At 73.2% G+C, this 22,886-nt stretch carries 15 protein-coding genes and 1 tRNA gene; 9 read left to right on the top strand and 7 right to left on the bottom strand.

What is annotated here, in order from left to right:
• Positions 1-99 precede the first annotated feature (99 nt).
• The 4 genes from ACZ4W5_RS29255 to ACZ4W5_RS29240 form a co-directional block, all read right to left on the bottom strand.
• Positions 100-2,259: an FUSC family protein gene (locus ACZ4W5_RS29255; RefSeq protein WP_465657870.1), complete on the bottom strand. Its 2,160-nt coding sequence runs from the start codon at positions 2,257-2,259 to the stop codon at positions 100-102.
• Between the two features lie 31 nt (positions 2,260-2,290).
• Positions 2,291-3,562: an HTTM domain-containing protein gene (locus tag ACZ4W5_RS29250; protein WP_465657868.1), complete on the bottom strand. Its 1,272-nt coding sequence runs from the start codon at positions 3,560-3,562 to the stop codon at positions 2,291-2,293.
• Positions 3,563-3,582: 20 nt separating this feature from the next.
• Positions 3,583-4,242 carry a DUF5819 family protein gene (locus ACZ4W5_RS29245; protein ID WP_360242909.1) on the bottom strand — a complete coding sequence of 220 codons (660 nt, stop codon included), beginning with the start codon at positions 4,240-4,242 and terminating at the stop codon, positions 3,583-3,585.
• A 156-nt stretch (positions 4,243-4,398) separates the two neighbouring features.
• Complete coding sequence (locus tag ACZ4W5_RS29240) at positions 4,399-5,628, bottom strand: rhodanese-like domain-containing protein (protein ID WP_465657866.1); 1,230 nt, start codon at positions 5,626-5,628, stop codon at positions 4,399-4,401.
• Positions 5,629-5,907: 279 nt separating this feature from the next.
• Between ACZ4W5_RS29240 and ACZ4W5_RS29235 the strand changes: the two genes are divergently transcribed.
• Positions 5,908-8,709, top strand: coding sequence for a SpoIIE family protein phosphatase (locus ACZ4W5_RS29235; protein WP_465657864.1), 2,802 nt, complete (start codon positions 5,908-5,910; stop codon positions 8,707-8,709).
• A 55-nt stretch (positions 8,710-8,764) separates the two neighbouring features.
• On the opposite strand, the gene ACZ4W5_RS29230 is transcribed toward ACZ4W5_RS29235, so the two are convergent.
• The gene (locus ACZ4W5_RS29230; protein WP_360242900.1) at positions 8,765-9,481 is read right to left on the bottom strand and encodes a hypothetical protein; all 717 of its coding nucleotides are present in this window, start codon (positions 9,479-9,481) and stop codon (positions 8,765-8,767) included.
• 268 nt (positions 9,482-9,749) lie between these two features.
• Positions 9,750-11,579, bottom strand: coding sequence for a phosphatidylglycerol lysyltransferase domain-containing protein (locus ACZ4W5_RS29225; protein WP_465657862.1), 1,830 nt, complete (start codon positions 11,577-11,579; stop codon positions 9,750-9,752).
• A 343-nt stretch (positions 11,580-11,922) separates the two neighbouring features.
• Between ACZ4W5_RS29225 and ACZ4W5_RS29220 the strand changes: the two genes are divergently transcribed.
• Both ACZ4W5_RS29220 and ACZ4W5_RS29215 read left to right on the top strand, forming a co-directional pair.
• Positions 11,923-12,573, top strand: coding sequence for a response regulator (locus ACZ4W5_RS29220; protein ID WP_229928260.1), 651 nt, complete (start codon positions 11,923-11,925; stop codon positions 12,571-12,573).
• The gene (locus ACZ4W5_RS29215) at positions 12,570-13,718 is read left to right on the top strand and encodes a sensor histidine kinase (RefSeq protein WP_465657860.1); all 1,149 of its coding nucleotides are present in this window, start codon (positions 12,570-12,572) and stop codon (positions 13,716-13,718) included. The genes ACZ4W5_RS29220 and ACZ4W5_RS29215 overlap by 4 nt, the downstream gene beginning before the upstream one ends.
• A gap of 111 nt (positions 13,719-13,829) precedes the next feature.
• Here ACZ4W5_RS29215 and ACZ4W5_RS29210 read toward each other — a convergent pair.
• Positions 13,830-13,913 (bottom strand) — tRNA-Leu (locus ACZ4W5_RS29210).
• A 433-nt stretch (positions 13,914-14,346) separates the two neighbouring features.
• On the opposite strand from ACZ4W5_RS29210, the gene ACZ4W5_RS29205 reads away from it, so the two are divergent.
• The 6 genes from ACZ4W5_RS29205 to pknB all read left to right on the top strand — a co-directional run bounded on the left by ACZ4W5_RS29205 (position 14,347) and on the right by pknB (position 22,842).
• Positions 14,347-15,198, top strand: coding sequence for a DUF3662 and FHA domain-containing protein (locus ACZ4W5_RS29205; RefSeq protein ID WP_360242891.1), 852 nt, complete (start codon positions 14,347-14,349; stop codon positions 15,196-15,198).
• Positions 15,199-15,244: 46 nt separating this feature from the next.
• Positions 15,245-15,802 (top strand): FHA domain-containing protein FhaB/FipA, encoded by a 558-nt coding sequence (locus ACZ4W5_RS29200; protein WP_465657859.1) that lies wholly within the window; start codon positions 15,245-15,247, stop codon positions 15,800-15,802.
• A 53-nt stretch (positions 15,803-15,855) separates the two neighbouring features.
• Positions 15,856-17,496 (top strand): PP2C family protein-serine/threonine phosphatase, encoded by a 1,641-nt coding sequence (locus tag ACZ4W5_RS29195; RefSeq protein WP_465657857.1) that lies wholly within the window; start codon positions 15,856-15,858, stop codon positions 17,494-17,496.
• Between the two features lie 136 nt (positions 17,497-17,632).
• The gene (locus ACZ4W5_RS29190; RefSeq protein ID WP_360242921.1) at positions 17,633-19,036 is read left to right on the top strand and encodes an FtsW/RodA/SpoVE family cell cycle protein; all 1,404 of its coding nucleotides are present in this window, start codon (positions 17,633-17,635) and stop codon (positions 19,034-19,036) included.
• Entirely contained in the window at positions 19,033-20,490 is a 1,458-nt protein-coding gene (locus ACZ4W5_RS29185) for a peptidoglycan D,D-transpeptidase FtsI family protein (RefSeq protein WP_360242882.1), read from the top strand. The genes ACZ4W5_RS29190 and ACZ4W5_RS29185 overlap by 4 nt, the downstream gene beginning before the upstream one ends.
• Positions 20,491-20,742: 252 nt before the next feature.
• Positions 20,743-22,842 carry a Stk1 family PASTA domain-containing Ser/Thr kinase gene (pknB, locus tag ACZ4W5_RS29180; protein WP_360242879.1) on the top strand — a complete coding sequence of 700 codons (2,100 nt, stop codon included), beginning with the start codon at positions 20,743-20,745 and terminating at the stop codon, positions 22,840-22,842.
• Positions 22,843-22,886: the final 44 nt, after the last annotated feature.

Below are 22,886 nucleotides of genomic sequence, written 5' to 3'. Positions count from 1 at the left end.
AGCCCCCGGAGCGCCCACCCCCGGAACCGCCCCCGGACCAACCCACCCTCCCGAAAGCCCACCCCCACACCCCAGCCCCGCGCAGCGGCCCCCACCGCATTAGCCCCCCGCCCCCCGCAAAGCCCTCTCCAGATCCCGCAAAGCCACCCCCACCAACCGAGTCCCCGCCCGCACCACATCCCCCTGCACCCCCGCCCCCACCGCACCCCCCACCGAACCCCTCTCCGCACCCCCCACCGCACCCCCCGCCGACCCCCCGCCCAACCCCTCCTCCAACCGCACCTGCGCCTCCCGCACCCCCGAGAACTCCACCGCCCGCCCCGTCAACAACGCCCCCGCCGCCAACGCCGTCGCCAACCGCAACTCCTCCGCGTACTCCGCCGCCCCCGGCACGGGCTCCGCATCGGCCCCCGGCAAATGCGCCTCCAACAACACCGCCGCCCTCCCCAAGTGCCCCACCGCCGCCCGCGCCCGCTCGATCTGACGCCGACTCACCCCATCAAGCCCCGACTCATGCCGCCCCGGCTCCGCATCGGCCCGCTGCATCGCCTGCAACAGCTCCGACCGCGCCTCCCGCGAGTCCAGCAGCGCCGCCCGCACCGCCCGCCGCCTCGGCGCCGCCGGATCCTCGTAGCAGGCGACCACCTCCGCCGCGTACCGCCCGGCCGCCGCCAGCCATTCGGCGAGCCGCTCCCCGAGCCGCGCGGTCTGCCAGGTCGGGAACAGCGCGTACGTCAGCAGCGCCAGCGACCCCCCGAGCAGCGTCAGCCCGACCCGCTCGAAGGCCGTGACCAGCGGATCCCCGGCCTGCAGCCCGAGCAGGAACACCACGTACGAGGAGATCCCGACGGTGGTCAGCGCGTACCCCGTCCGGAACGCCAGATAGGCCCCACCGATGCACAGCACCGCCAGCGAAGCCAGCACCCACTCCCCCGGATGGGCCAACTGCACCACCAGCGTCGAGACGGCCACCCCGACCACCGTCCCGGCCAGCCGGGCGACCCCCCGGCTGTAGGTCTGGGCGAAGTCGGGCCGCATCACCATGGCCGCGGTCATCGGCGCCCAGTACCCGTGGTGGAACCCGGCCAGCCGGGCCAGCAGGTAGGCGGCGGTGACCACCCCGGCGAGCCGGACGGCGTGCTGGAAGATCGCCGACCGCGGCCGCAGCTGCCGCCGTACGGCCCGCAGCGCGACCGGCAGCATCCGCGAGATCGACGGCTTGTGCAGCGCCCCGCCCGCACCGACCACGGGCGTGGTGATGGTGTCCTCGTCGTTGCGGTCCAGGGTGTCCGCCGCCTTGCGCAGCAGCCCGCCGAGCCGCCGGGCGGACCGCCGGGCCGCTCCTCGCAGCTGCACCCCCTGGTCCGGCCGCACCAGGGTCAGCGCGGGCGCCGACCGGGGGAGCCGGACGGGGTCGCCGGTGCGGACGGCCCGGGCGAGGGCGTCCATCACCTCGGCGGCGGCCGCCAGCACCTCCCGGGCCCGGTCGCGTTCCGGCCCCTCCTCGGGTGCGCCGACCTTGGGGTCGGCGAGCGCGGCGAGGGTGGGGCGGATGCGTTCGGCGATGCCGCGCAGGCCGCGCAGTTCGGGCGGCCGGTGGCGGTCCTGCCAGGGGGTGACGGCGGAGGCGCGCCGGGCGGTCATGAACGGTTCCGGGTCCACGTGCGCGGTCGGGTCCTGACGCAACCGGCGTGCGTAGTCGGCGAGTTCGGCGTAGGTGTCGGCGAGCGCGGCCCGTTGGGCGCTCCAACTGCCGATCGGCCACAGGGTGATGACGACGGCCTGGACGACGCCGCCGAGCGCGGCGACCAGCCCGTGGCCGAGCGCGGCGGCCGCGCTGACCGGGAGTTGGACCACGATCAGCATCACCGAGAGGGTGTTCGCGGTGACCACTCCGGCGGTGGGGCCGATCGCCCAGGCGAGTCCCGCACCGAAGGCCCACACCGCGAGCAGCACCGGGAACAGCCCGTACACCCCGGCGGCGAGGTAGCCGAGGAAGGTGCTGACCCCGAGCCCGACCCCGGCCGCGACGGCCAGGCTGGCGCGGGGCCGGAAGCTGCGCTGGAAGGTGGCCGAGCCGGCGATGAACGCGCCCATCGCGGCCGAGGTGGCGAGCCCGACCCCGCCGAGGGCGAGCGTGGGGAAGAGCACCAGCGCCACGGCGACCGCCCCGCGCAGCGCGCGCTTGGGGTCGGTGAGCGCCCGGTCGAGGGTGAGTCCGGTCCGCGCGGTGTCACGAAGGGCGGCGAACCAGGACATACCGCCATCCTAGACACGCCCTACGCCGCCATCAGCCTGCGCCACCGCTGCCCTGCGCCACCGTGGCCCTGCGCCACCGCAGCCCGAGCCGCCCCAGCCGCGCCGCCACCCACAGCAGGGCACCCGTCGGCAGGAACACCGCGTCCGCCGCGACCATCGCGAGCGAGAACACCGGCAGCCCGAGCACCACCGCGATCCCCAGGTGCTCCACCATCAGCACCGCCAGCAGCACGTTCTTGACCCGCCGGTTGAGCAGCGTGAACGGGAACGCAACCTGGAGGATCACCGTGCCGTACGAGATCAGGAAAACCGGCAGCAGCGCCGAGCCGACCAGCGCGGACAGCCCCGGCCAGGGCGCGAAGTAGTCCAGGTGCAGCGGGTAGTACAGCGCCGTACCGTCCTGCCAGCGCGAGCCCTGCACCTTGTACCAGCCGGCCGTGGCGTAGACCAGCGCCACCTCGGTGGCGATCACCAGCATCGCGCAGTTGTGCACCATGTTCGCCAGCGCGTCGAGCACGGCCCGCGGCTCGCCCGCCGGCCGCAGCCGGCCGAGCGTCCACCAGATCCCGGCGACCGCCCAGAGCCCCCAGAACAGCGGCGCCCAGCCGAGGTACGGGAAGGCCGGCCCGGTCCAGGTGAGGCTGTCCCCGGAGAAGTCGCCGGCCTGACAGACCGCCAGCACCGCGCCGAGCAGGGCCCAGAGCACCACCCCGCCCCGCCCGGGCCGGGCCCGGCGCGCGTCCAGCGACCAGACCTCGGCGCACCGGGTGAAGACCAGGTAGACGGCCATCAGGTGGACGATGTTGTCGCCGCCGTCGCCGAGGAGGACGTCGCGGTTCTGCAGTGACAGCACGGTGACCAGGAACAGCACGGTGCTCGCCCTGGTCCGCCAGCCCAGCAGCACCGCCAGGGCGGCCAGCAGGGCCAGGTGGTAGACCAGCTCGAACCAGAGCCGCCCGCCGAACCAGGGCAGCACGGTGAACGCCCCGTCGTCGGCCAGCAGCCGCTGGGCCAGCTCCATCGACCAGGGCGAGCGGTCGCCGTACAGCACCCGCCGGTTGGGCCACTCGCGCAGCAGGTAGGCGAGCCAGACCAGCCCGAAGCCGATCCGCACCACCGCGGCCTGGTGCCGTCCGAGCGTCCGCCCGCTGAAAGCCTCCATCGCCCGCCCGAGGGCCGCGACCGGCCCGCGTGCCGCCACGACCGGCCCGGGGCCCGCCGGAGCGACGGGCGGTCCGCCCTGCCGCGGCACGCCGTCCAGCAGCTGCGGCTCCACCGGCCCGGCCTCCCCGGCCGACGCCACGGGCTCCACTGCTCCCTCGTTCACCCCAGCCCCCGGTAGTCCTCGTCCCCGACCGGCCACCACGGCAGCTCCCGCACCCTGGGCGCGGGCGGCGCGGCCTCACCGCTCCAGGACGGCGGCGGCACCGTCGCCGTGGTCGCCCTGAACTGGATCTCCAGCACCCGCTCGCCGTCCACCTCCCGGCCGATCCGCTGCAACGCGATCCGCTTGAGGTACTGCTCGGCCAGCCTGCCGCGCGAGCCGGTCGGCTTCCCGTCCTGGGCGTCGTGCGAGCCGTCGTAGAAGTCCCAGGCGCGGCGCAGCAGGTTCTGGTCGACGTGGCTGGGCGCCGGGTTGCCCCGGATCGCCGCGATGTCCTGCGCGGTCAGCCCGGTCCAGTCCCGGGTGCGGGTGGCGCCGCCGTCCGCGACAGTACGCACCCGGGCGTCCACACTGACGTTCTGCTGCAGCGGGTTGGGGGCGAACAGCTTCCAGTTCTGCTCGAACTCCGGGTAGACGATCCCGTCGACCTCGTCCCGGTACTGCCGGGACAGCGTGTTGGCGGGGGCGACGTGCAGGAACACCGCGGCGAGGAACAGCCCGGTGCCGCTGACCAGCACCACTGCGGCCAGGCCGAGGACGAGCTGCGCGGGCGTCGACCAGACCCTCCCCGGGGCGGCCCGGTCCGTGGTCCCCGTCATGGCCTCCCCGCCCGGTCGGCGCGCCGCCGGCCGGTACCGGCGCGTCGCGCGCCCATCCTGCCCTACCCGTCACCGGGCGGGCACCGGGAGGTTCCGGAGGTCCTGGAGGTCGCAGAGGCCCTACAGGTCCTACAGGTCCTACAGGGACTACAGGTCCTACAGGACGAAGGCGGCCTGGCCGGTGCTGCTGACCATCGGGCGGCCGGCCCCCTCCCAGGCGTACATCCCACCGTCCACGTTCACCGCGTCCCGCCCCTGCTGCACCAGGTACTGGACGACCTGGGCGGAGCGGCCGCCGACCCGGCAGAGCACGTACAGCTTGTCCTCCGGCAGCTCGTCGATCCGGGCGATCACCTCGCCGATCGGGATGTGCAGCGCGCCGTCCACGTGGCCGGCGTCGAACTCGTCCTGCTCGCGCACGTCCAGCAGGGCGGCGTCGGCAGGCACGGAGGCGGCGTCGGTGGAGGGGATCTGCGCGAACATCGTGGGGCTCTCCTGAGCTCGGTGCGGGTCGGTGGAGTCGGTGGGGCGGGTGCCATTGTCGCCCACCGCCGGCGGCCGGCGGGCCGGATCCGGGGTGCCGAGCAGCCGCTCCAGCTCGGCCTGCTGCGCGGCGGCCTTGGCGAGCAGCTCCTCGGCGAGCTGTTCCAGCAGCCGGTCCGGGTCCTGCGGGGCGAGGGCGAGCAGCTGGCCCATCGGGGTCTGCTCCAGCCGGACCTGCTCGGTGGCGGTCTCGGTGATCTTGGCGGTCAGCCAGTCCAGCCGGCGGCGCAGCCAGCCCAGCCGGTCGGGGGAGTCGACGGCGGGCGCGGCCTCCGGCGCGGTGGACCACTCGGCGGCGAGGCCCTCCAGCGCGACGGTGTCCCCGTACGCGTAGGCCTCGTTGACCCGGACCAGGAAGTCCGCCCGGCGCTGCTGCTCGCCGGGGTCGGTGGTGAGGTCCGGATGGGCGCGGCGGACCAGCTCGCGGTAGATCCGCTGGGCCTCCTTCCCGGGCCGCACCCGGGCCGGCGCTGCGGGCGGCGGCGGGACGGCCTCGTCCGCGCCCTCGCCGGTCCTCTCCCGCTCCGAGCGCACCGAGTCGAACAGCGCGTCCAGGTCGGGCAGGTCCTCGACCTGCTGCCGCGCCTCGGCGGCCCGGCGCAGGTCGTCGGGGTGGCCGGTGCGGGCCGCGACGGCCTCGGCGACCAGCGCGTCGAGCTCGTCCAGCCTGGCGTAGAGCGGGCCGAGCAGCTGGTGGTGGATCAGCGCGAAGTTGTCGATCTCGACCCGCAGCGTCTGGACGTCCACGTCCATGCTGAGCCAGGCCAGCTCGGCGGCGGCGACCCGCTCCTCCAACTCCTGCTGCTCCGGGTCCGTCCAGCGGGCGGGGCTCTGCGCGGTCACGATCTCACCTCTGTCTCGTCCGTCCGGCCGGCTTCCTTCGGAGCCACCGCGCGGGCGGCCCGGCCTGCCACCCTACCGTCGCGGTCCGCGCCGCCGTCCGGGTGAAGCGGGCGTACGAACCGGCGCGCGGCGCGTGACACGCAACCGATCCTGATGAATCTCCCCGTTTCGGTGTCGGGCCCGGCCCGGTCCGTGCTTCGCTGGTATCCGCACAGCGTGCCTTCCTCCGGAGAAACGGCCGCCCCAGGCGCGGCGGCCAGGCGGGAGCAGACCGAATCCATGGTGGCCGAGTCCAACTCCACACCGCTTCCGGCGGGCGCCGAGACCGCGCCGGGCGACCACCCTCCGGGCGTGGCCGCCCTGGTCCGGCTCGCCCTCGTCGTGGTCGACCGGGCCGGCCGGATCGCCCAGTGGAGCCGGGCCGCCGAGGAACTGTTCGGGCACCGCGCCGAGGCCGCCACCGACCGCCCGGCCTCGGGCCTGCTGCCGGCCCTGGAGTCCCGGGTGCTCGGCCGCTGCGCGGTGCGCCGCCGCTGCGACGCCCTCGACACCCTGGCCGAGCTGACCGCGGCCGGCCGCCCCTGGGCCGGGCGGCTCACCGTGACCGACCGGGAGGAGCACCAGCGCGACGTGCTCTGGTGGGCCTACCCGCTGCCCGGCCCGGCCGGCGGACTGCTCGCGCTCGCCGCCGACGCCCGCCCGCTGCGCACCACCGGGCCGCGGCTCGCCCTCGGCGAGCGCCTGCTGCCCTTCACCGCGACGCCCGGCGCCCGGGGCGGCTTCCACGGGCTGACCGCCGCCCTCACCCCGCCCGCCGCCGAGCTGCCCGAGCCGCTGGCCCGGCTGCTGCCCGTCGCCCTCCGGGCCCCGCTGCGCGAGGCCGCCGCCCTGGCCGGGCTGCCCGCGCTGCGGCTGGACGCGACCACCGTGCTGCCGGTGCTGCCCTCCGATCCGCAGACCGGCACCGCCCACGTGGCCGCCGGCCTGGGCCGCCGCTACCCGACGCCCCAGCAGCGCGCGGCCCGGCTCGGTGCGCCGCCGCAGGGCGACCAGTCCGCGCCCGGCCGCCGTCCCCAGGGCCCGCTGCCTGCCCAGCGCGAACCGGTCCAGCGCGAACCGGTCCACCGCGAACCGGCGTCCCACGGCCCGGCCCGGCGCGACCCCGCCCCGCACGCCCCCGGCGAGCGGCCCACCGCGGCCGTCGGTGCCCCGCCCGCCCCGCTCCCGGCCCCCGGCCGGGAGGCAGCACCCCCACGTACCGGAGGAGGAGCCACCATCGAGCCGCAGGCCGCCGTCGAGTCGTCCGCCCACGGCCTCCCGCCGCGCCGCCCCGACCAGGCCCCGCCCGGCGCCGTCCCCGCCCCCGCCGGCGGCGAGGGACCATCGAGCGGCCGGCTGGGCCCGTTCCTCACCAACGGCCAGGCCGGCGAACAGCTGGCCCTGCTGAACGAGGTCGGCGGCAAGGTCGGCACCACCCTGGACCTCGGCTTCACCGCCCACGAGCTGTGCCAGGTGCTGGTCCCCCGGGTCGCCGACTTCGCCTGCGTGGACCTCGTGGACGGCCTGATCTCGGACTCCGAGCTGCCGGTCTCCCGCCCCGACGACGACACCATGCTGCGCCGGGTGGCCCTGGTCTTCAACCAGACCGGCGGCGCCTGGGACCACGTGCTCTCCGAGGGCTCGCTGGTCAGCATGCCGCGCCGGACCCCGCCCGGGATGGCCCTGCAACTGAACCAGCCGGTGCTGGTCCCGGTGGTCAGCGCGGACGTCGCGGTGGACTACGCGATCGCGCTCGGCGGCGCCCAGCTGGCCCCGGTGGTCTCCGGCCGCTCGATGCTGGTGGTCCCGCTGTCCGCCCGGGGCACCGTGCTGGGCATCCTCAAGCTGCTCCGGCTGCCGGACCGCGCCCCCTTCGACGAGAGCGACGCCGCCACCCTCAAGGAGCTGGCGGTACGGGCCGCGCTGTCGCTGGACAACGCCCGGCTGCACCGCGCCGAGGCGAGGGTCGCCACCACCCTCCAGCGCTCGATGATCCCGACCCGCCCGCCGCAGATCCCCGGTGTGCAGATCGCCCACCGCTACCTGCCCGGCGATCCGAAGGCCGAGGTCGGCGGCGACTGGTTCGACGCGATCCAGCTGCCCGGCAGCCGGGTCGCCCTGGTGGTCGGCGACGTGATGGGCCACGGCATCCACTCGGCCGCCGCGATGGGCCGCTTCCGCACCGCGATGCAGACCCTCGCCGCCCTGGACCTGCCGCCCGGCCAGCTGCTGCGGCACCTGGACAACCTGGCCCAGAAGCTCGGCGACGACCACCTCGCCACCTGCCTGTACGCGGTCTACGACCCGATCAACCGGACCTGCGAGCTGGCCAGCGCGGGCCACGTCCCACCCGTCCTGGTGCACCCGGACGGCAGCGGGGAACTGCTGGAGATCCCGGCCGGCGCGCCGATCGGCGTCGGCGGGGTGCCGTTCGTCGCCAAGACCATCGACGTCTCGGACGGCTCGATGCTGGTGCTGTGCACCGACGGACTGGTCGAGGTCCGGGGCGGGGACATAGGGGCGGGCCTGGCCGCGCTGTGCGGCAACCTGATCGACCCGCAGCAGAGCCCCGAGCAGGCCTGCGACGAGGTGCTGCGCCGGCTGCACTCGGACGACCGCAAGGACGACGTCGCCCTGCTGGTGGCCCGTTTCGACGGGGTCGCCCCGTCCGAGGTGGCCACCTGGGACCTCACCGTGGACCAGCGCGAGGTCCGCCGGGCCCGTTCGCTGGTCCGCGAGCAGCTGGCCGCCTGGCACCTGGAGGCGCTCAGCGACACCACCGAGCTGCTGGTCAGCGAACTGGTCACGAACGCCGTACGGGTCGCCCGGGACCGGGTGCAGCTCCAGCTGATCCGGGTGGACAAGCTGCTGGTCGAGGTCAGCGACGACAACCACAACCTGCCCTCGCTGGAACCGGCCGAGCAGCTCGGCGAGACCGGCCGCGGCCTCACCCTGGTCACCAAACTCGCCGAACACTGGGGCACCGCCCGCAAGGCGGTGGGCAAGGTCGTCTGGTTCGAGCTGCCCCTCCCGCACGCATGACGGCCGCGTACGGGCAACGCCCCGTACGCGGCCGACAGGAAAGGTGAAGCGTCCCTCAGGGGATGAGCGCCCCCGCCGAACGGCGCCGGGCCTCCACCGCGACCTCCCGGGAGGCCGAGGTGGCCACCGAGGTGGCGGCGCCGACCCCGGCCAGCACCCGCGGCCAGAAGTCCCCGAAGACCTCGACCGAGACGGCGATCAGCAGCGCGGTGATCACCGCGACCACGTGCTCCAGGCCCGCCAGGTTCGGCAGCACGACCGCCTCGCCGACCATCAGCACCACCACCGTGGCGGCGGTGAACCAGGCCCGGGTGCGGAACGCGATGCAGATCGCCAGCGCCACCACCGCGGCCGAGGGCCCGGTGTCCCGCACGTAGGCGACCCACTTCGGGAAGCCGAACAGGTGGCTCGGCCCCATCGCGACGCCGACCCGGGCGAACAGCGTGCCCGTCAGGGTGCACGCGTAGGCGACCACCAGCGTCATCCGCCGGCCGAGCACGACCTCGGCGATCGCGAAGACCACGAAGACCTGGGCCAGTGCTCCCCACACCGGCAGGTCGAGGGCCGGCACGTACAGCGACAGCGGGGTCCGCAGCAGCGAGACCTCCAGCGGCAGCGAGGCCCGCACCACCCCGATGTGGTTGACGAACCGCTCACCGCCCGGCAGGTGCTGGACGATGCTGAACAGCAGGATCAGAAACGTCGCCGCCGTGGCCAGCGGAAAGGCGGCGAACTTCTTGCGCACCACCGCGCCGCGGACCGTCAGGTACAACGCTCCCCACTCGGCGACAGCGGCCTTTCTGGCTAGCGCCAGCGGCCCCTTTCGCACGCCCCCCGCGTGGGTTCTGTGAATCACAACCGTTTCTCCCGAATCCCCGGACTTGTCAGCTACTCCCACATTAGAAGCCTGTTAACAAATCCACATCGGCATGGATGGGGATCGACGTCATCCTCAGGAGGGAGACGGATCCCCCCTCCGGACCCCCCGTACGACCGATGGCGTTCTCCGCCCCGGCCCCCCTCCGCCCCCCGACGGAGGGCTACCCCTTCCCGTCCCGGGCCGCCACCGGCAGCCGGGGCGCCACCACGGTGGGCCCGGCGTGCCGGCGCCGGAACAGGGCGGGCAGGCTCGGCGCGACGATGAAGCCCTCGGCGCGCGCGCTCGCGATGCCGATCCGCGGAATCTCGCTGCTCTTCTCGAACAGCAGGTAGCGCGGCTCCCAGATCGGCCGGTACTTGGCATTCGCGCGGTACAGCGACTCGATCTGCCACCAGCGCGAGAAGAAGCCGAGGACGGAGCGCCACAGCCGCAGCACCGGACCGGCACCGAGCCGGGAACCGCGCTCGAAGACCGAGCGGAACATCGCGAAGTTCAGCGAGACCCGCTTGAGCCCGACCTCCTCGGCGCGCTGCAGCAGCTCGATGACCATGAACTCCATCAGGCCGTTCTCGGTGTCCCGGGCCCGGCGCATCAAATCCAGCGAGAGCCCGTCCGGGCCCCACGGGACGAAGCTCAGCAACGCCTTGAGCTCGCCGTCCCCGTCACTGCACTCCAGCATCACGCAGCGGCCGTCGCCGGGGTCGCCGAGCCGGCCCAGCGCCATCGAGAAGCCGCGCTCGGTCGCCCCGTCGCGCCACTCGTCGGCCTTGGACACCAGCTGCGCCATCTCCTGCTCGGAGATGTCCTCGTGCCGGCGGATCCGCACGGTGTACCCGGCCCGCTTGACCCGGTTGTACGCCTGCCGGACCACCCGCATCGCCCGGCCGTCCAGCGAGAACTCGTCCAGCTCGACGATCGCCTCGTCGCCCAGCTCCAGCGCGTCCAGCCCGTGCCGGGCGTAGATCACCCCGGCCTCCTCGGAGGCGCCCATCACGGCGGGCGCCCAGGCGTGCTCACGGGCCTCGGACAGCCAGGCCTCGATCGCGCCCGGCCAGGCCTCCGGGTCGCCGATCGGGTCGCCCGAGGCCAGCGAGACCCCGCCGATCACCCGGTAGGTCACCGCCGCCTTGCCGCTGGGGGAGAAGATCACCGCCTTGTCCCGGCGCAGCGCGAAGTAGCCGAGCGAGTCCCGCTCGCCCTGCTTGTCCAGCAGGCCGCGCAGCTTCGCCTCGTCCTCGGGGTTGAGCAGCTCCTTGCCGCGCGGGCTGCGGAAGGCCACGTACAGCACCAGCAGGAACAGCACCGCGCCCATCGCGTTGATCGCCGCGTTCACCCAGGTCGGGGCCATGATCACGGAGCGCAGGTGCTCGGACGGGTTGATGGTGATCATCCGGCCGACCGAGTAGCGGAAGAGGTCCCACCAGCCGGCCCCGTTCAGCTGGTTGGTGATCCAGACCAGCAGCGCGCCGACGGCACCGCCGAAGAACAGCCCGCCGACGAAGGTGGCCGCCGCGGTCTTCGGGTTGGAGCGGTCGCCCTTGGAGGTGAACTCCTTGCGCCCGATCAGCAGCGCCAGCACGAACAGGCAGGTCAGCACCGTGGAGACGTAGTTGAGCGGGTGCTTGTTGAAGCGCTCGCCGGGCAGCACCATGGCCGCCAGGTACAGCAGCGCGAAGACGCTGCTGAGCGCCGCGTTGAAGATCCACGCGGCCCGCTTGCGCCGCCGCATCGCGACCGCCAGGAAGACCGACAGCACCGCGGCCGCCAGGCCGGAGGTCATCAGGTACGGGGTGAAGTACTCGCCCTCGTTGTGCTCGCTGACCTGGTTCCCCCAGGGCACCAGCAGCACGGTCGCCAGGTTCAGCAGCGCCAGCAGCCTGAGGTACCAGACCGAGGCTGCCGCGGCCCGCGGGCGCCAGCGGTCGAGCGGTCCGTCGGGCCGGGGCCCGGCAGAGGTGGCGGACGGCTCCGACTTCACAGTGGACGACACAGCTCAATTCCAAACGATCAGATGGTGGGGCGCATCCGCACGCGGCCCGGCGCCGAGCGCCGGCACAGGCCCGACGGGCTGACCGGCCACCCCCGCCCACCGGCCGCCCGCGTCGAGCGGCCGACCGGAGAAAGGGCAGCCAACTCCATGGTTCCGCACCATTCCTGAAAATTGCGTGAACCGGGTAGCGGATTCACACCCCCGCCGAACGGCGGGGGTTCTTACCCCCCATGGGTTCGGCGCCCCGCCCCGGCTACCCCTACTCTCAAAAGCGACCCCCGCGGACCGACCGAACCCGGCCGCCCGAACCGAGGAGGCCCCCATCACCACCACCCGCGTGCTGATCGTCGACGACGAGATCCTGGTCCGCTCCGGCCTCGGCCTGATCGTCGGTTCCGCCCCCGACCTGGAGGTGGTCGGCGACTGCTCCGGCGGACAGGCCGAGGAGCACGTCCAGCGCCTGCGCCCGCACGTGGTGCTGCTCGACATCCGGATGCCCGACCTCGACGGCATCTCCGTACTGCGCCGGCTGCGCGCCCTGCCCGACCCGCCGGCCGTCGCGATGCTCACCACCTTCGACACCGACGAGTACATCGGCACCGCGCTGCGGGCCGGCGCGACCGGCTTCCTGCTCAAGGACACCGCCCCCGAGCAGCTGGTGCACGCCGTCCGGGTGCTCGCCGCGGGCGGCAACATCCTCTCCCCGACCGTCACCCGCACCGTGATCGGCGGCTACGTGGACGGCGGCGGCCCGGACGCCGAGGCCACCGCGCTGGCCCGCACCCTGACCGGCCGCGAGCTGGACGTGCTCGCCCTGCTCGGCGAGGGCCTGTCCAACGCCGAGATCGCCGACCGGCTCTTCCTCGGCACCGGCACGGTCAAGGACCACATCAGCGCGATCCTCGGCAAGCTCGGCGCCGCCAACCGGGTGCAGGCCGCCGTGCTCGCCCACCGGGCCGGCCTGGTGCGGCCCAAGCCCGGCGACGGGGCATGACGGCCGCCGACCAGCTGCCGCCCCGACGGCTGCCGGCCTGGTGCACCGCCCCCTGGCTGATGGTGCTGCTGCCCGTCCTCTACTCCCTGATGGACGCCGCCCTGGTGTCCCGGGACTCCACCTGGTGGCAGGTGACGCTCTCCGTGCTGGCCGCCGTGGCGCTGTTCTGGCGGCGCCGCTTCCCGGTGACGGTGCTGCTGCTCACCATGCCCGGCACCTGGGTGGAGGCGATCTGGCTGGCCCCGATCACGGCCGTCTACACGGTCGCCACCGAACGCCCCAGGGCCGAGGTGCTGTTTCCCTGCGCGGCCCTGTTCACCCTGGTCGACTTCTTCCACTGGCCGCTGCCGAACCCGGTGATCGAGCTCAGCCGGAACTCCGCCCTGGACGCCATCCAGGCCGTGATGCTCTCGGCCGGCCCGGCCGCCACCGGACTGCTCTCCCGCACCCGGCGGGAGCTGGCCGCCCGCCTGGACGAACTGACCCGCGGCCAGGAGCGGGAGAGCCGGCTGCTCGCCGAGCGGGTGCTGATCAGCGAGCGCGGCCGGCTGGCCCGGGAGATGCACGACGTGGTCTCGCACCAGGTCAGCCTGATCAGCATCCAGGCCGGCGCGCTCCAGGTGAGCACCACCGACCCGGCCGCCGCGACGACCGCCCGCACCATCCGCGAACTGTCCGTCCGGACCCTGGACGAGCTGCGCCAGATGGTCGGGGTGCTGCGCAGCACCGGCGGCCCCCGCCCGGACGCCCCGCTCGCCCCGCAGCCCCGGCTGGCCGACCTGCCCCGGCTGATCGCGGAGAGCGGCCTGACCGCCGACTCCGAGCTGAACCCCGGCGACCGCCCGTGGCCGGAGGCGGTCGAACGGGCCGCCTACCGCACCGTCCAGGAGGCGCTCACCAACATCACCAAGTACGCCCCGGAGGCGGTGGTGCACGTGCGGGTGCGGGCGAAGGGCCGCCGGCTGCGGGTCGAGGTCCGCAACGAGGCGCCGCCGGTCCGCCCGGCCGAGACCCTGCCGGGCGGCGGCCACGGCCTGGTCGGGCTGCGCGAGCGGGCCCAGCTGCTGGGCGGCACCCTCACCGCCGGTCCGACCCAGGACGGCGGCTTCGAGGTCCGCGCCGACCTCCCGGCCGGCCAGTCCTGACGGTCCGCCGGCCCGGCCCTCCGGGGCAACGCGGGCCGGCCTGGGCGGGGCCGGGCCGGGCCGGGGCAACAAAAAAGCCCCGCAGATCCGAAGATCTGCGGGGCTTCGCTGTGCGCGAGGGGGGAGTTGAACCCCCACGCCCTTTCGGGCACTGGAACCTGAATCCAGCGCGTCTGCCTATTCCGCCACCCGCGCATGGGTGCTGTCTTCACTGCCGTCCGTTCCGCGGAGCCGCTCGGTACCATGTGGTCTTCGCGTTTCCCCGGTCCGGCTCCCTTCCGGGCGGCCCTTCCGACGTGGAAAACAGTAGCACGACCTGGGGGGCTGCTCCGAATCCGTTTCCCGGGGAGACCGACCACGTCCGAACGGCCGCGCGACGAACGGGCGGGCGAAGCGCGGTGCACCGCTCCGACGGGCAGACCTGGCGTGCCGTACCCGGAATGCGTCACCCTGTGTGTCCGAGCCCACCCCCCGGCACCACGCGGTCCGGGAACCGTACGGAAGGGCCCGGCGTGGATACGATCAGTACGGAAGTACCGCAAGTAGGCACGACCGACTCCCCCGAGGACACCTCCCCGGCGGGCCCCGGTCGGCAGGCAGGCGAACGAACCCTGGAAGGGGGTGCCCCATGGGGATGATGAAGAAGTTCGAGCAGCGGCTGGAGGGTCTCGTCAACGGCACCTTCGCCAAGGTGTTCAAGTCCGAGGTCCAGCCCGTGGAGATCGCCGGCGCTCTGCAGCGCGAGTGCGACAACAACGCGAGCATCTGGAACCGCGACCGCACCGTCGTGCCGAACGACTTCATCGTCGAGCTCAGCCCGCACGACCACGAGCGGCTCAGCCCCTACTCGGGGCAGCTCGGCACCGAGCTGGCCGGCATGGTCCGCGAGTACGCCGAGGCCCAGCGGTACTCCTTCATGGGCCCGCTCCAGGTGAACCTGGAGAAGGCCGACGACCTGGACACCGGCCTCTACCGGGTGCGCAGCCGCACCCTGGCCTCCGAGGAGCCCCAGCAGTTCGCCCCGCAGCAGCCCGGCTACGACCGCCAGCCGGCCGCACCGGCCCCCGGCGCACCGTGGCAGCAGGGCGGCGCCGGGCAGTACAACGCGCCCCCGCCACCGGCCGCGCCCCCCGCGATGCCCCCGGGCCCTCCGGCCGGCGGCAACGTCCGCGCCTTCCCCGGAGCCGGCCACGGCACCTCGGTCCGCCGCTGGATCGAGGTGAACGGCGCCCGCCACCAGATCACCGGCGCGGCCTGCGTGCTCGGCCGCTCGACCGAGGCGGACGTGCGGATCGACGACCCCGGGGTCTCCCGCAAGCACGCCGAGATCCGCCCGGGCACCCCTTCGATGGTCCTCGACCTGGGCTCCACCAACGGCATCGTGGTGGACGGGCAGCACACCCAGCGCGCTACGCTCCGCGACGGCTCCCGAATCGTCGTGGGCTCCACCACCATCGTCTACCGGCAGGTCGAAGGGTAGTGTCCGAGTTGTTCGCGCGCCTCGCTCACCGACTGGCGGGACGGCCATGTCAGAACTGACCCTCACGGTCATGCGGCTGGGCTTCCTGGCCGTGCTGTGGCTGTTCGTCATCGTCGCGATCCAGGTGATCCGCAGCGACCTGTTCGGTACCAAGGTGAACCCCCGCAGCTCCCGTCGCGGCGGCGGTGCCGCCACCGCGTCCGGCGGCGCCGCGGCGACCGCCTCGGCACCCGGACGTCCCGCGGCCCCCGCCCCCGGCAACAGCGCCCCGGCGGCACCGACCCAGGGCGGCGGCGGCCGCCGCCGAGGCGCCCCGACCCAGCTGGTGGTCGTCCAGGGCTCACTCGCCGGGACGACGGTCGCGCTGCAGGGCCAGACCATCACGCTGGGCCGCGCGCACGACTCGACCATCGTGCTGGACGACGACTACGCGTCCTCCCGGCATGCCAGGATCTATCCGGATCAGACTGGGCAGTGGACGGTCGAGGATCTAGGCTCCACCAACGGCACCTATCTGGACCGGCAGCGCCTGACCGCGCCCACTCCGCTCCAGCCGGGCACGCCGATCCGTATCGGCAGGACCGTCATCGAACTGCGGAAGTAGTAGCGCATGAGGGACAGCATCCCGTCCAAGACCCAGAGGGGGGCACAGGTCGCATGACCCTGGTGCTGCGCTTCGCCGCCGGCTCCCACAAGGGACTGATCCGGGAGGGGAACGAGGACTCCGGCTACGCCGGGCCGCGGCTGCTGGCCGTGGCCGACGGCATGGGCGGCGCCGCGGCCGGCGAGGTCGCTTCCTCCGAGGTGCTCGGCTCGATCGTCCGGCTGGACGAGGACGTGCCGGGCGCGGACCTGCTGACCCTGCTGGGCGACGCCGTCCAGGGCGCCAACGACCGGCTCCGGCAGATGGTCGAGGAGGACCCGCAGCTGGAGGGCATGGGCTGCACCCTGACGGCCATGCTCTGGACCGGCCAGCGGATGGGCCTGGTGCACGTCGGAGACTCCCGCGCCTACCTGCTGCGCGACGGCTCGCTGGTGCAGATCACCCAGGACCACACCTGGGTGCAGCGCCTGGTCGACGAGGGCCGGATCACGCCCGAGGAGGCCGAGACCCACCCGCAGCGCTCGCTGCTGATGAGGGCCCTGGACGGCCGCGGCCAGGTCGAGCCGGACCTCTCGATCCGCGAGGTCCGGGCCGGCGACCGCTACCTGATCTGCTCGGACGGGCTCTCCGGCCCGGTCAGCCACCAGACCCTCCAGGACACCCTGGGCAGCTACTACTCGCCCGAGCAGACCGTGCAGGAGCTGATCCAGCTCGCGCTGCGCGGCGGCGGTCCGGACAACATCACCTGCATCGTGGCGGACGTCATCGACGTCGGCGCCACGGACACCATGAGCGGCCAGTTCAACGACATCCCGGTGGTCGTCGGCGCGGTCGCCGAGACCCCGCCGTCCTCGGCCGCCGCCGACCGCTCGATCGCGGACACCCCGGCCGGCCGCGCCGCCGGCCTGGGCCGCGGCCCGCAGGGCGCCTTCGGCCCGGCCGAGGGCTACGACGCGGCCGGGAACGGCTTCGGCCCCGCCGAGGGCTACGAGGGCGAGGGCGGCTACGGCTACCCGGCCGAGCCCTCGGTGTACGGCACCGAGGAGTTCGACGAGGAGCAGCCCCCCAAGCGCAAGCGCCGGGGCCTGACCGTCTCGCTGGCCGTCCTGGTCACGCTCGGCCTGCTCGGCGGCGCCGGGTACTTCGGCTACCAGTGGACCCAGGACCAGTACTACATCGGCGAGGACGGCGACCACGTCGCCATCTACCAGGGCGTCAACCAGAACCTGGCCGGGCTGAGCCTGTCCTCGGTGCACGAGTCGCGCAGCGACGCGCCGTTGAGGTGGCTGCCGCAGGACCAGCGCGCCCAGGTGAGCCGGACCATCTCGGTCGGCAGCCTGTCGGACGCCCAGAAGACCATGGGCACCCTCGTGGACTGGGCCAAGCTGTGCCAGAAGGCCGCCACCGCGAACGCCGCGGCCCCGCAGGGCACCCAGAGCGCCCAGGGCACCACGGCCACCAAAACCGCGTTCGTGGCCGCCACCCCGACCACCCCGGGCGAGCGGGAGAAGCCCCGCTCCCCGGGCGCGGCCGCGCCGTCCGCCACGACGACCCCGTCCGCCCCCGGCACCGCCGCCCCGACGCCGAACGCCACCCCCCCGGCGGCCGCCCCGAGCGAGCAGGCCCAGCCGCCCCAGCAACCCGCCCTGTCCGACGACGAGCGCAGCCGGGCCGAAGCCTGCCCGAAGCAGTGACGTCCGTGATCCGACATAGGTCCGCCCGGAACGGGCCCGCCGGCCGTCAGGGAGCGGTCACCACGTGAGCAGCTACGACCTGAGCGGCGAAACCGGCCGCACCGGCTCCCGACGCCGGGCGGCGGGCGGGCGTGTCGTGCCGCGACGCCGCGGCAACACCACCATCTCGCTCCAGGGCGCACCGAACCGCCGCAACACCGAACTGGCCCTGCTGGTCTTCGCCGTGCTGCTGCCGATCCTGGCGTACGCCAACGTGGGCCTGGCGATGGACTCCCGGCTCCCGGCCGGGATGCTCGGCTACGGCCTCGGGATGGGTTCGCTGGCCCTGGTCGCGCACCTGCTGGTGCGCCGCTTCGCGCCGTACGCGGACCCGCTGATGCTGCCGATCGCCACCCTGCTGAACGGGCTGGGCGTGGTGATGATCTGGCGCCTGGACAAGGCGGGCCACCTGCTCAGCGGCAACTTCCCGGCGGCCCGCAACCAGCTGATGTGGTCGGCCCTCGGGGTCACCCTGTTCATCGGCGTGATGGTCTTCCTGAAGGACCACCGGGTGCTGCAGCGCTACACCTACATCTCGATGGTGGTGGCGCTGGTGCTGCTGGCCGCGCCGGCCTTCTTCCCGGCCCGGGCGGAGGACTTCGGCGCGAAGATCTGGATCCGGATGGGCAGCTTCTCCATCCAGCCCGGCGAGTTCGCCAAGATCGTCCTGACCGTGTTCTTCGCCGGCTACCTGATGGTCAAGCGGGACGCCCTGGCGCTGGCCAGCCGCCGCTTCATGGGCCTGTACCTGCCGCGCGGCCGCGACCTCGGCCCGATCGTCGTGATCTGGCTGCTCAGCCTGCTGATCCTGGTCTTCGAGAACGACCTCGGCACGTCCTTCCTGTTCTTCGGCCTGTTCGTGGTGATGCTCTACGTCGCCACCGAGCGGACCAGCTGGATCCTGTTCGGCCTGCTGATGTCGGTCGGCGGCGCGGTCGCGGTGGCCATGACCACCAGCCACGTCAAGGTCCGCATCGACGCCTGGCTCGACCCGATGGCCGCCTTCTCGCCGACCCCGCCCAAGGGCGCCACCGAGCAGATCGGGCAGTCGCTGATGGCGCTCGGCTCCGGCGGGGTGACCGGCTCCGGCCTCGGCCAGGGCCGCTCCTGGCTGATCAACTTCGCCGCCAAGAGCGACTTCATCCTGGGCTCCTTCGGCGAGGAGCTCGGACTGACCGGCCTGATGGCGATCTTCCTGCTGTACGCCCTGCTGGTGCAGCGCGGCCTGCGCACCGCCCTCGCCGCCCGCGACCCCTTCGGCAAGCTGTTCGCCGTCGGGCTGGCCTCGGCGATGGCGCTGCAGGTGTTCGTGGTGGCCGGCGGGGTCACCGGACTGATCCCGCTGACCGGTATGACCATGCCGTTCCTCGCGCAGGGCGGTTCGTCCGTGGTCGCCAACTGGGCGCTGGTCGCGATCCTGCTCAAGATCAGCGACAGCGCCCGCCGTCCCGGGGTCGAACCGGCCCCGGTCCCCGAGGGCCAGGGAGGACCCGCCCGATGAACAAGCCGATCCGACGGGTCTCGATCTTCTGCCTGGTGCTGATCCTGGCACTGATGGTGCGCACCAACTGGGTGCAGGGCGTCCAGGCCGACGCACTGGCCTCCGACAAGAACAACAAGCGCCAGCTGTACGACCGCTACGCCCACCCGCGCGGCAACATCATCGTCAGCGGCCAGCCGGTCACCAACTCCGACTTCGTCAACGGCCTGCGCTACAAGTACAAGCGCTCCTGGAAGGACGGCGCGATGTACGCGCCGGTCACCGGCTACTCCTCGCAGGCCTACGGCTCCAGCGGGCTGGAGAACCTGGAGGACGGCATCCTCTCGGGCACCGACGACCGGCTGTTCTTCCGCAACACCCTGGACATGCTGACCGGCGAGCAGAAGCGCGGCGGCGACGTCGTCACGACGATCAACGCCAAGGTGCAGAAGGCCGCCTTCGACGGCCTGGGCGACAAGAAGGGCGCGGTGGTCGCGCTCGACCCGAAGACCGGTGCGATCCTGGCCCTGGTCTCCACCCCGTCCTACGACCCGAGCACCTTCGCCGGTGGCGAGAGCGGCGACACCAAGGCCTGGCAGGACCTCAACGCGGACCCGAACAAGCCGATGCTCAACCGGGCGCTGCGCGAGACCTACCCGCCCGGCTCGACCTTCAAGCTGGTCACCGCCACCGCCGCGTTCGAGAACGGCCTCTACCAGGGCGTCAACGACGCCACCAGGACGCCGGACCCGTACACCCTGCCCGGCACCCAGACGGTGCTCAAGAACGAGAGCCCCAACGAGCGCTGCGAGAACGCCACCGTCGAGTCCGGGATGGACCAGTCCTGCAACACGGTCTTCGCCAAGATGGGCGCCGACCTCGGCAAGGACAAGATGCGGGCGCAGGCCGAGAAGTTCGGCTTCAACAGCACGGTGGACACCCCGGTCCGCTCCGAGAAGAGCATCTTCCCGGACAGCCCCAGCCTGGACGGCACCGCCCAGGACTCGATCGGCCAGCACGACACCCGCGCCACCCCGCTGCAGATGGCCATGGTCTCCGCGGCGATCGCCAACAACGGCAGCCTGATGCAGCCGTACCTGGTCGACCAGGAGCGCTCGGCCTCGCTGACCACCATCTCCAAGCACACCGAGAAGCAGTTCTCCCAGGCGATGAGCCCGGCCACCGCGCAGAAGATGCAGGACCTGATGGTCTCGGTGGTCGAGAACGGCACCGGCACCAACGCCAAGATCCCCGGCCTCCAGGTCGGCGGCAAGACCGGCACCGCCCAGCACGGCGAGGACAACGCCGGCCTGCCGTTCGCCTGGTTCACCTCCTGGGCCAAGACCTCGGACGGCCAGTCGGTCGCGGTCGCGGTGGTGGTCGAGGACGGCTCCCAGAACCGCGACGGCATCAGCGGTGGCCGCCTCGCGGCCCCGATCGCCAAGGCGGTGATGCAGGCCGCGCTCGGCAAGTAGAGCGGCGGTGAGGCGAAAGTCACGATCGGCACCCCCGTCCGGATACCGGTCTGATATCGGCCGACGGCTGACTCCGGTCCGGTGCGGTGCGACCGGTAGCGTATCCGCCAGCAGCGGGTGTGCCCGTTGCCGCCCGCGAGGCGGTGCACGGCCCGGCCGGAGAACCGGTCTCGGCCCGCGCGGCGTCACCCAGAGCGTGCGGGGACACCTACGTCACAACCTCACCGGCGGGTGAGGGAGAGGGTCGGAACTATGGAAGAGCCTCGTCGCCTCGGCGGCAGGTACGAGCTCGGCGGCGTCCTCGGACGCGGCGGCATGGCCGAGGTGTACCTCGGCCATGACACCCGGCTCGGCCGTTCCGTCGCAGTGAAGACGCTCCGGGCCGACATGGCGCGGGATCCGTCGTTCCAGGCCCGCTTCCGCCGCGAGGCACAGTCGGCGGCGTCCCTGAACCACCCCGCGATCGTCGCCGTGTACGACACCGGCGAGGACTACATCGACGGCATCTCCATCCCGTACATCGTGATGGAGTACGTCGAGGGGTCCACGCTGCGCGAGCTGCTGCACTCCGGCCGCCGGCTGCTGCCCGAGCGGGCGCTGGAGATGACCATCGGCATCCTCCAGGCCCTGGAGTACTCGCACCGGGCCGGGATCGTGCACCGCGACATCAAGCCGGCCAACGTGATGCTGACCCGGCAGGGCAACGTCAAGGTCATGGACTTCGGCATCGCCCGCGCGATGGGCGACGCCGGGATGACCATGACCCAGACCTCGGCCGTGATCGGCACCGCCCAGTACCTCTCCCCCGAGCAGGCCAAGGGCGAGCAGGTCGACGCCCGCTCCGACCTCTACTCCACCGGCTGCCTGCTCTACGAGCTGCTGACCGTCCGGCCGCCGTTCGTCGGCGACTCCCCGGTCGCGGTGGCCTACCAGCACGTGCGGGAGGAGCCGCAGCCGCCGTCGGCCTTCGACCCCGAGGTCCGCCCGGAGATCGACGCGATCGTGCTCAAGGCGCTCGCCAAGGACCGCGACTACCGGTACCAGAGCGCCGACGAGATGCGCGACGACATCGAGCGCTTCCTCGACGGCCTCCCGGTCGCCGCCGCCCAGCAGGCCGCCTACGGCATGGGCGCCGCCGGGTACGGCTACGACCAGAACGGCTACCCGCAGCAGCACGACCCGTACGGCCAGACCAACGTGCTGCCGCAGCAGCCCGGCGGCCCGACCACCATGCTGCCGCAGGCCTCCGGCTACCAGGACGACGGCTACGGCCAGACCTCCGCCGGTGGCGCGGGCGGCCGCGACGGCTACGACGACGGCTACGGCCAGGGCGGCGGCCGGCGCGGCGACGACCGGCAGAAGAAGAGCAACACCTCCTGGATCGTCCTGGCGGTGGCCGCCGTGCTGGTCCTGGTCGGCACCTTCTTCGTGGCCCAGGCCATGTTCAGCGACAAGGGCACCAAGGACACCCCGAAGGTCACGGCGCCGAACCTGGTCGGCAAGAGCCTGGCGGAGGCCAGGACCGCCGCAGCCGCAGCCGGCTCCAAGCTGGTGGTGACCGAGGGCGACAAGATCGCCTGCCCGGACACCAACGTCAAGAAGGACCAGGTCTGCACCCAGACCCCGACGGCGGGTACCTCGGTCTCCGAGGATGCCCACATCACCGTCCAGGTCTCCTCCGGTCCGGCCAAGGCCCAGATGCCGACCGTGACCGGCAAGACCAAGGACCAGGCGATGCAGGCCCTGACGGCGGCCGGCTTCACCAACGTCGCCGCGCCGGACTACAAGGACGACGACACCGCGCCGCAGGACACCGTGCTCTCCCAGGACCCGGCGGCCGGCGCCTCCGCCGACCCGAGCGCCCCGGTCAAGCTGACGATCTCCCAGGGCAAGACCAAGCAGACCGTCCCGAACGTGGTCGGCGCGCAGAAGGACGACGCGCAGAACACGCTGCAGGCCGCCGGCTTCCAGGTCGACGCCTCGAAGACCACGACGACCAACGACCCGACCAAGGCCAACCTCGTGGCCCAGCAGTCGGTCGCGCCCAACACCAAGGTCCCGGCCGGCACGAAGATCACCCTGACGATCTACAAGGCGCCGGACAAGCCCCAGATCCCGCCGCTGCAGAACGTCAAGCTGTCGGACGCCGGCGACAAGCTGGCGAAGCTCGGCCTGACCTACACCGTGATCGCCGGTCCGCAGGACCCGAACGCGGTCGTGGTGCAGAGCAACCCGGGCGCCGGCACCCAGGTGGACCCGAACACCCAGGTCCAGCTGATCACCCGGCCGGCCGATCCGACCAAAGGGGGGGACCCCAACACCACACCCCCCGGCAAAGGGGGCACCAACTAAGCCGCCCTTCTTCCCCTGGTTCTGACGCCGGGGAGCGGGACCGG

The organism is Kitasatospora sp. NPDC029367 (assembly GCF_055569135.1).
Note: the sequence above shows the minus strand (reverse complement) of the source record. Positions and strands in the feature narration are given on the sequence as shown.

Bases quoted from the DNA above. Each gene is read 5' to 3' on its own strand.
- ACZ4W5_RS29235 (WP_465657864.1), top strand. From the start codon at position 5,908: ATGGTGGCCGAGTCCAACTCCACACCGCTTCCGGCGGGCGCCGAGACC.
- pknB (WP_360242879.1), top strand. From the start codon at position 20,743: ATGGAAGAGCCTCGTCGCCTCGGCGGCAGGTACGAGCTCGGCGGCGTC.
- ACZ4W5_RS29205 (WP_360242891.1), top strand. From the start codon at position 14,347: ATGGGGATGATGAAGAAGTTCGAGCAGCGGCTGGAGGGTCTCGTCAAC.
- ACZ4W5_RS29245 (WP_360242909.1), bottom strand. From the start codon at position 4,242: ATGACGGGGACCACGGACCGGGCCGCCCCGGGGAGGGTCTGGTCGACG.
- ACZ4W5_RS29185 (WP_360242882.1), top strand. From the start codon at position 19,033: ATGAACAAGCCGATCCGACGGGTCTCGATCTTCTGCCTGGTGCTGATC.
- ACZ4W5_RS29200 (WP_465657859.1), top strand. From the start codon at position 15,245: ATGTCAGAACTGACCCTCACGGTCATGCGGCTGGGCTTCCTGGCCGTG.
- ACZ4W5_RS29195 (WP_465657857.1), top strand. From the start codon at position 15,856: ATGACCCTGGTGCTGCGCTTCGCCGCCGGCTCCCACAAGGGACTGATC.
- ACZ4W5_RS29215 (WP_465657860.1), top strand. From the start codon at position 12,570: ATGACGGCCGCCGACCAGCTGCCGCCCCGACGGCTGCCGGCCTGGTGC.
- ACZ4W5_RS29255 (WP_465657870.1), bottom strand. From the start codon at position 2,259: ATGTCCTGGTTCGCCGCCCTTCGTGACACCGCGCGGACCGGACTCACC.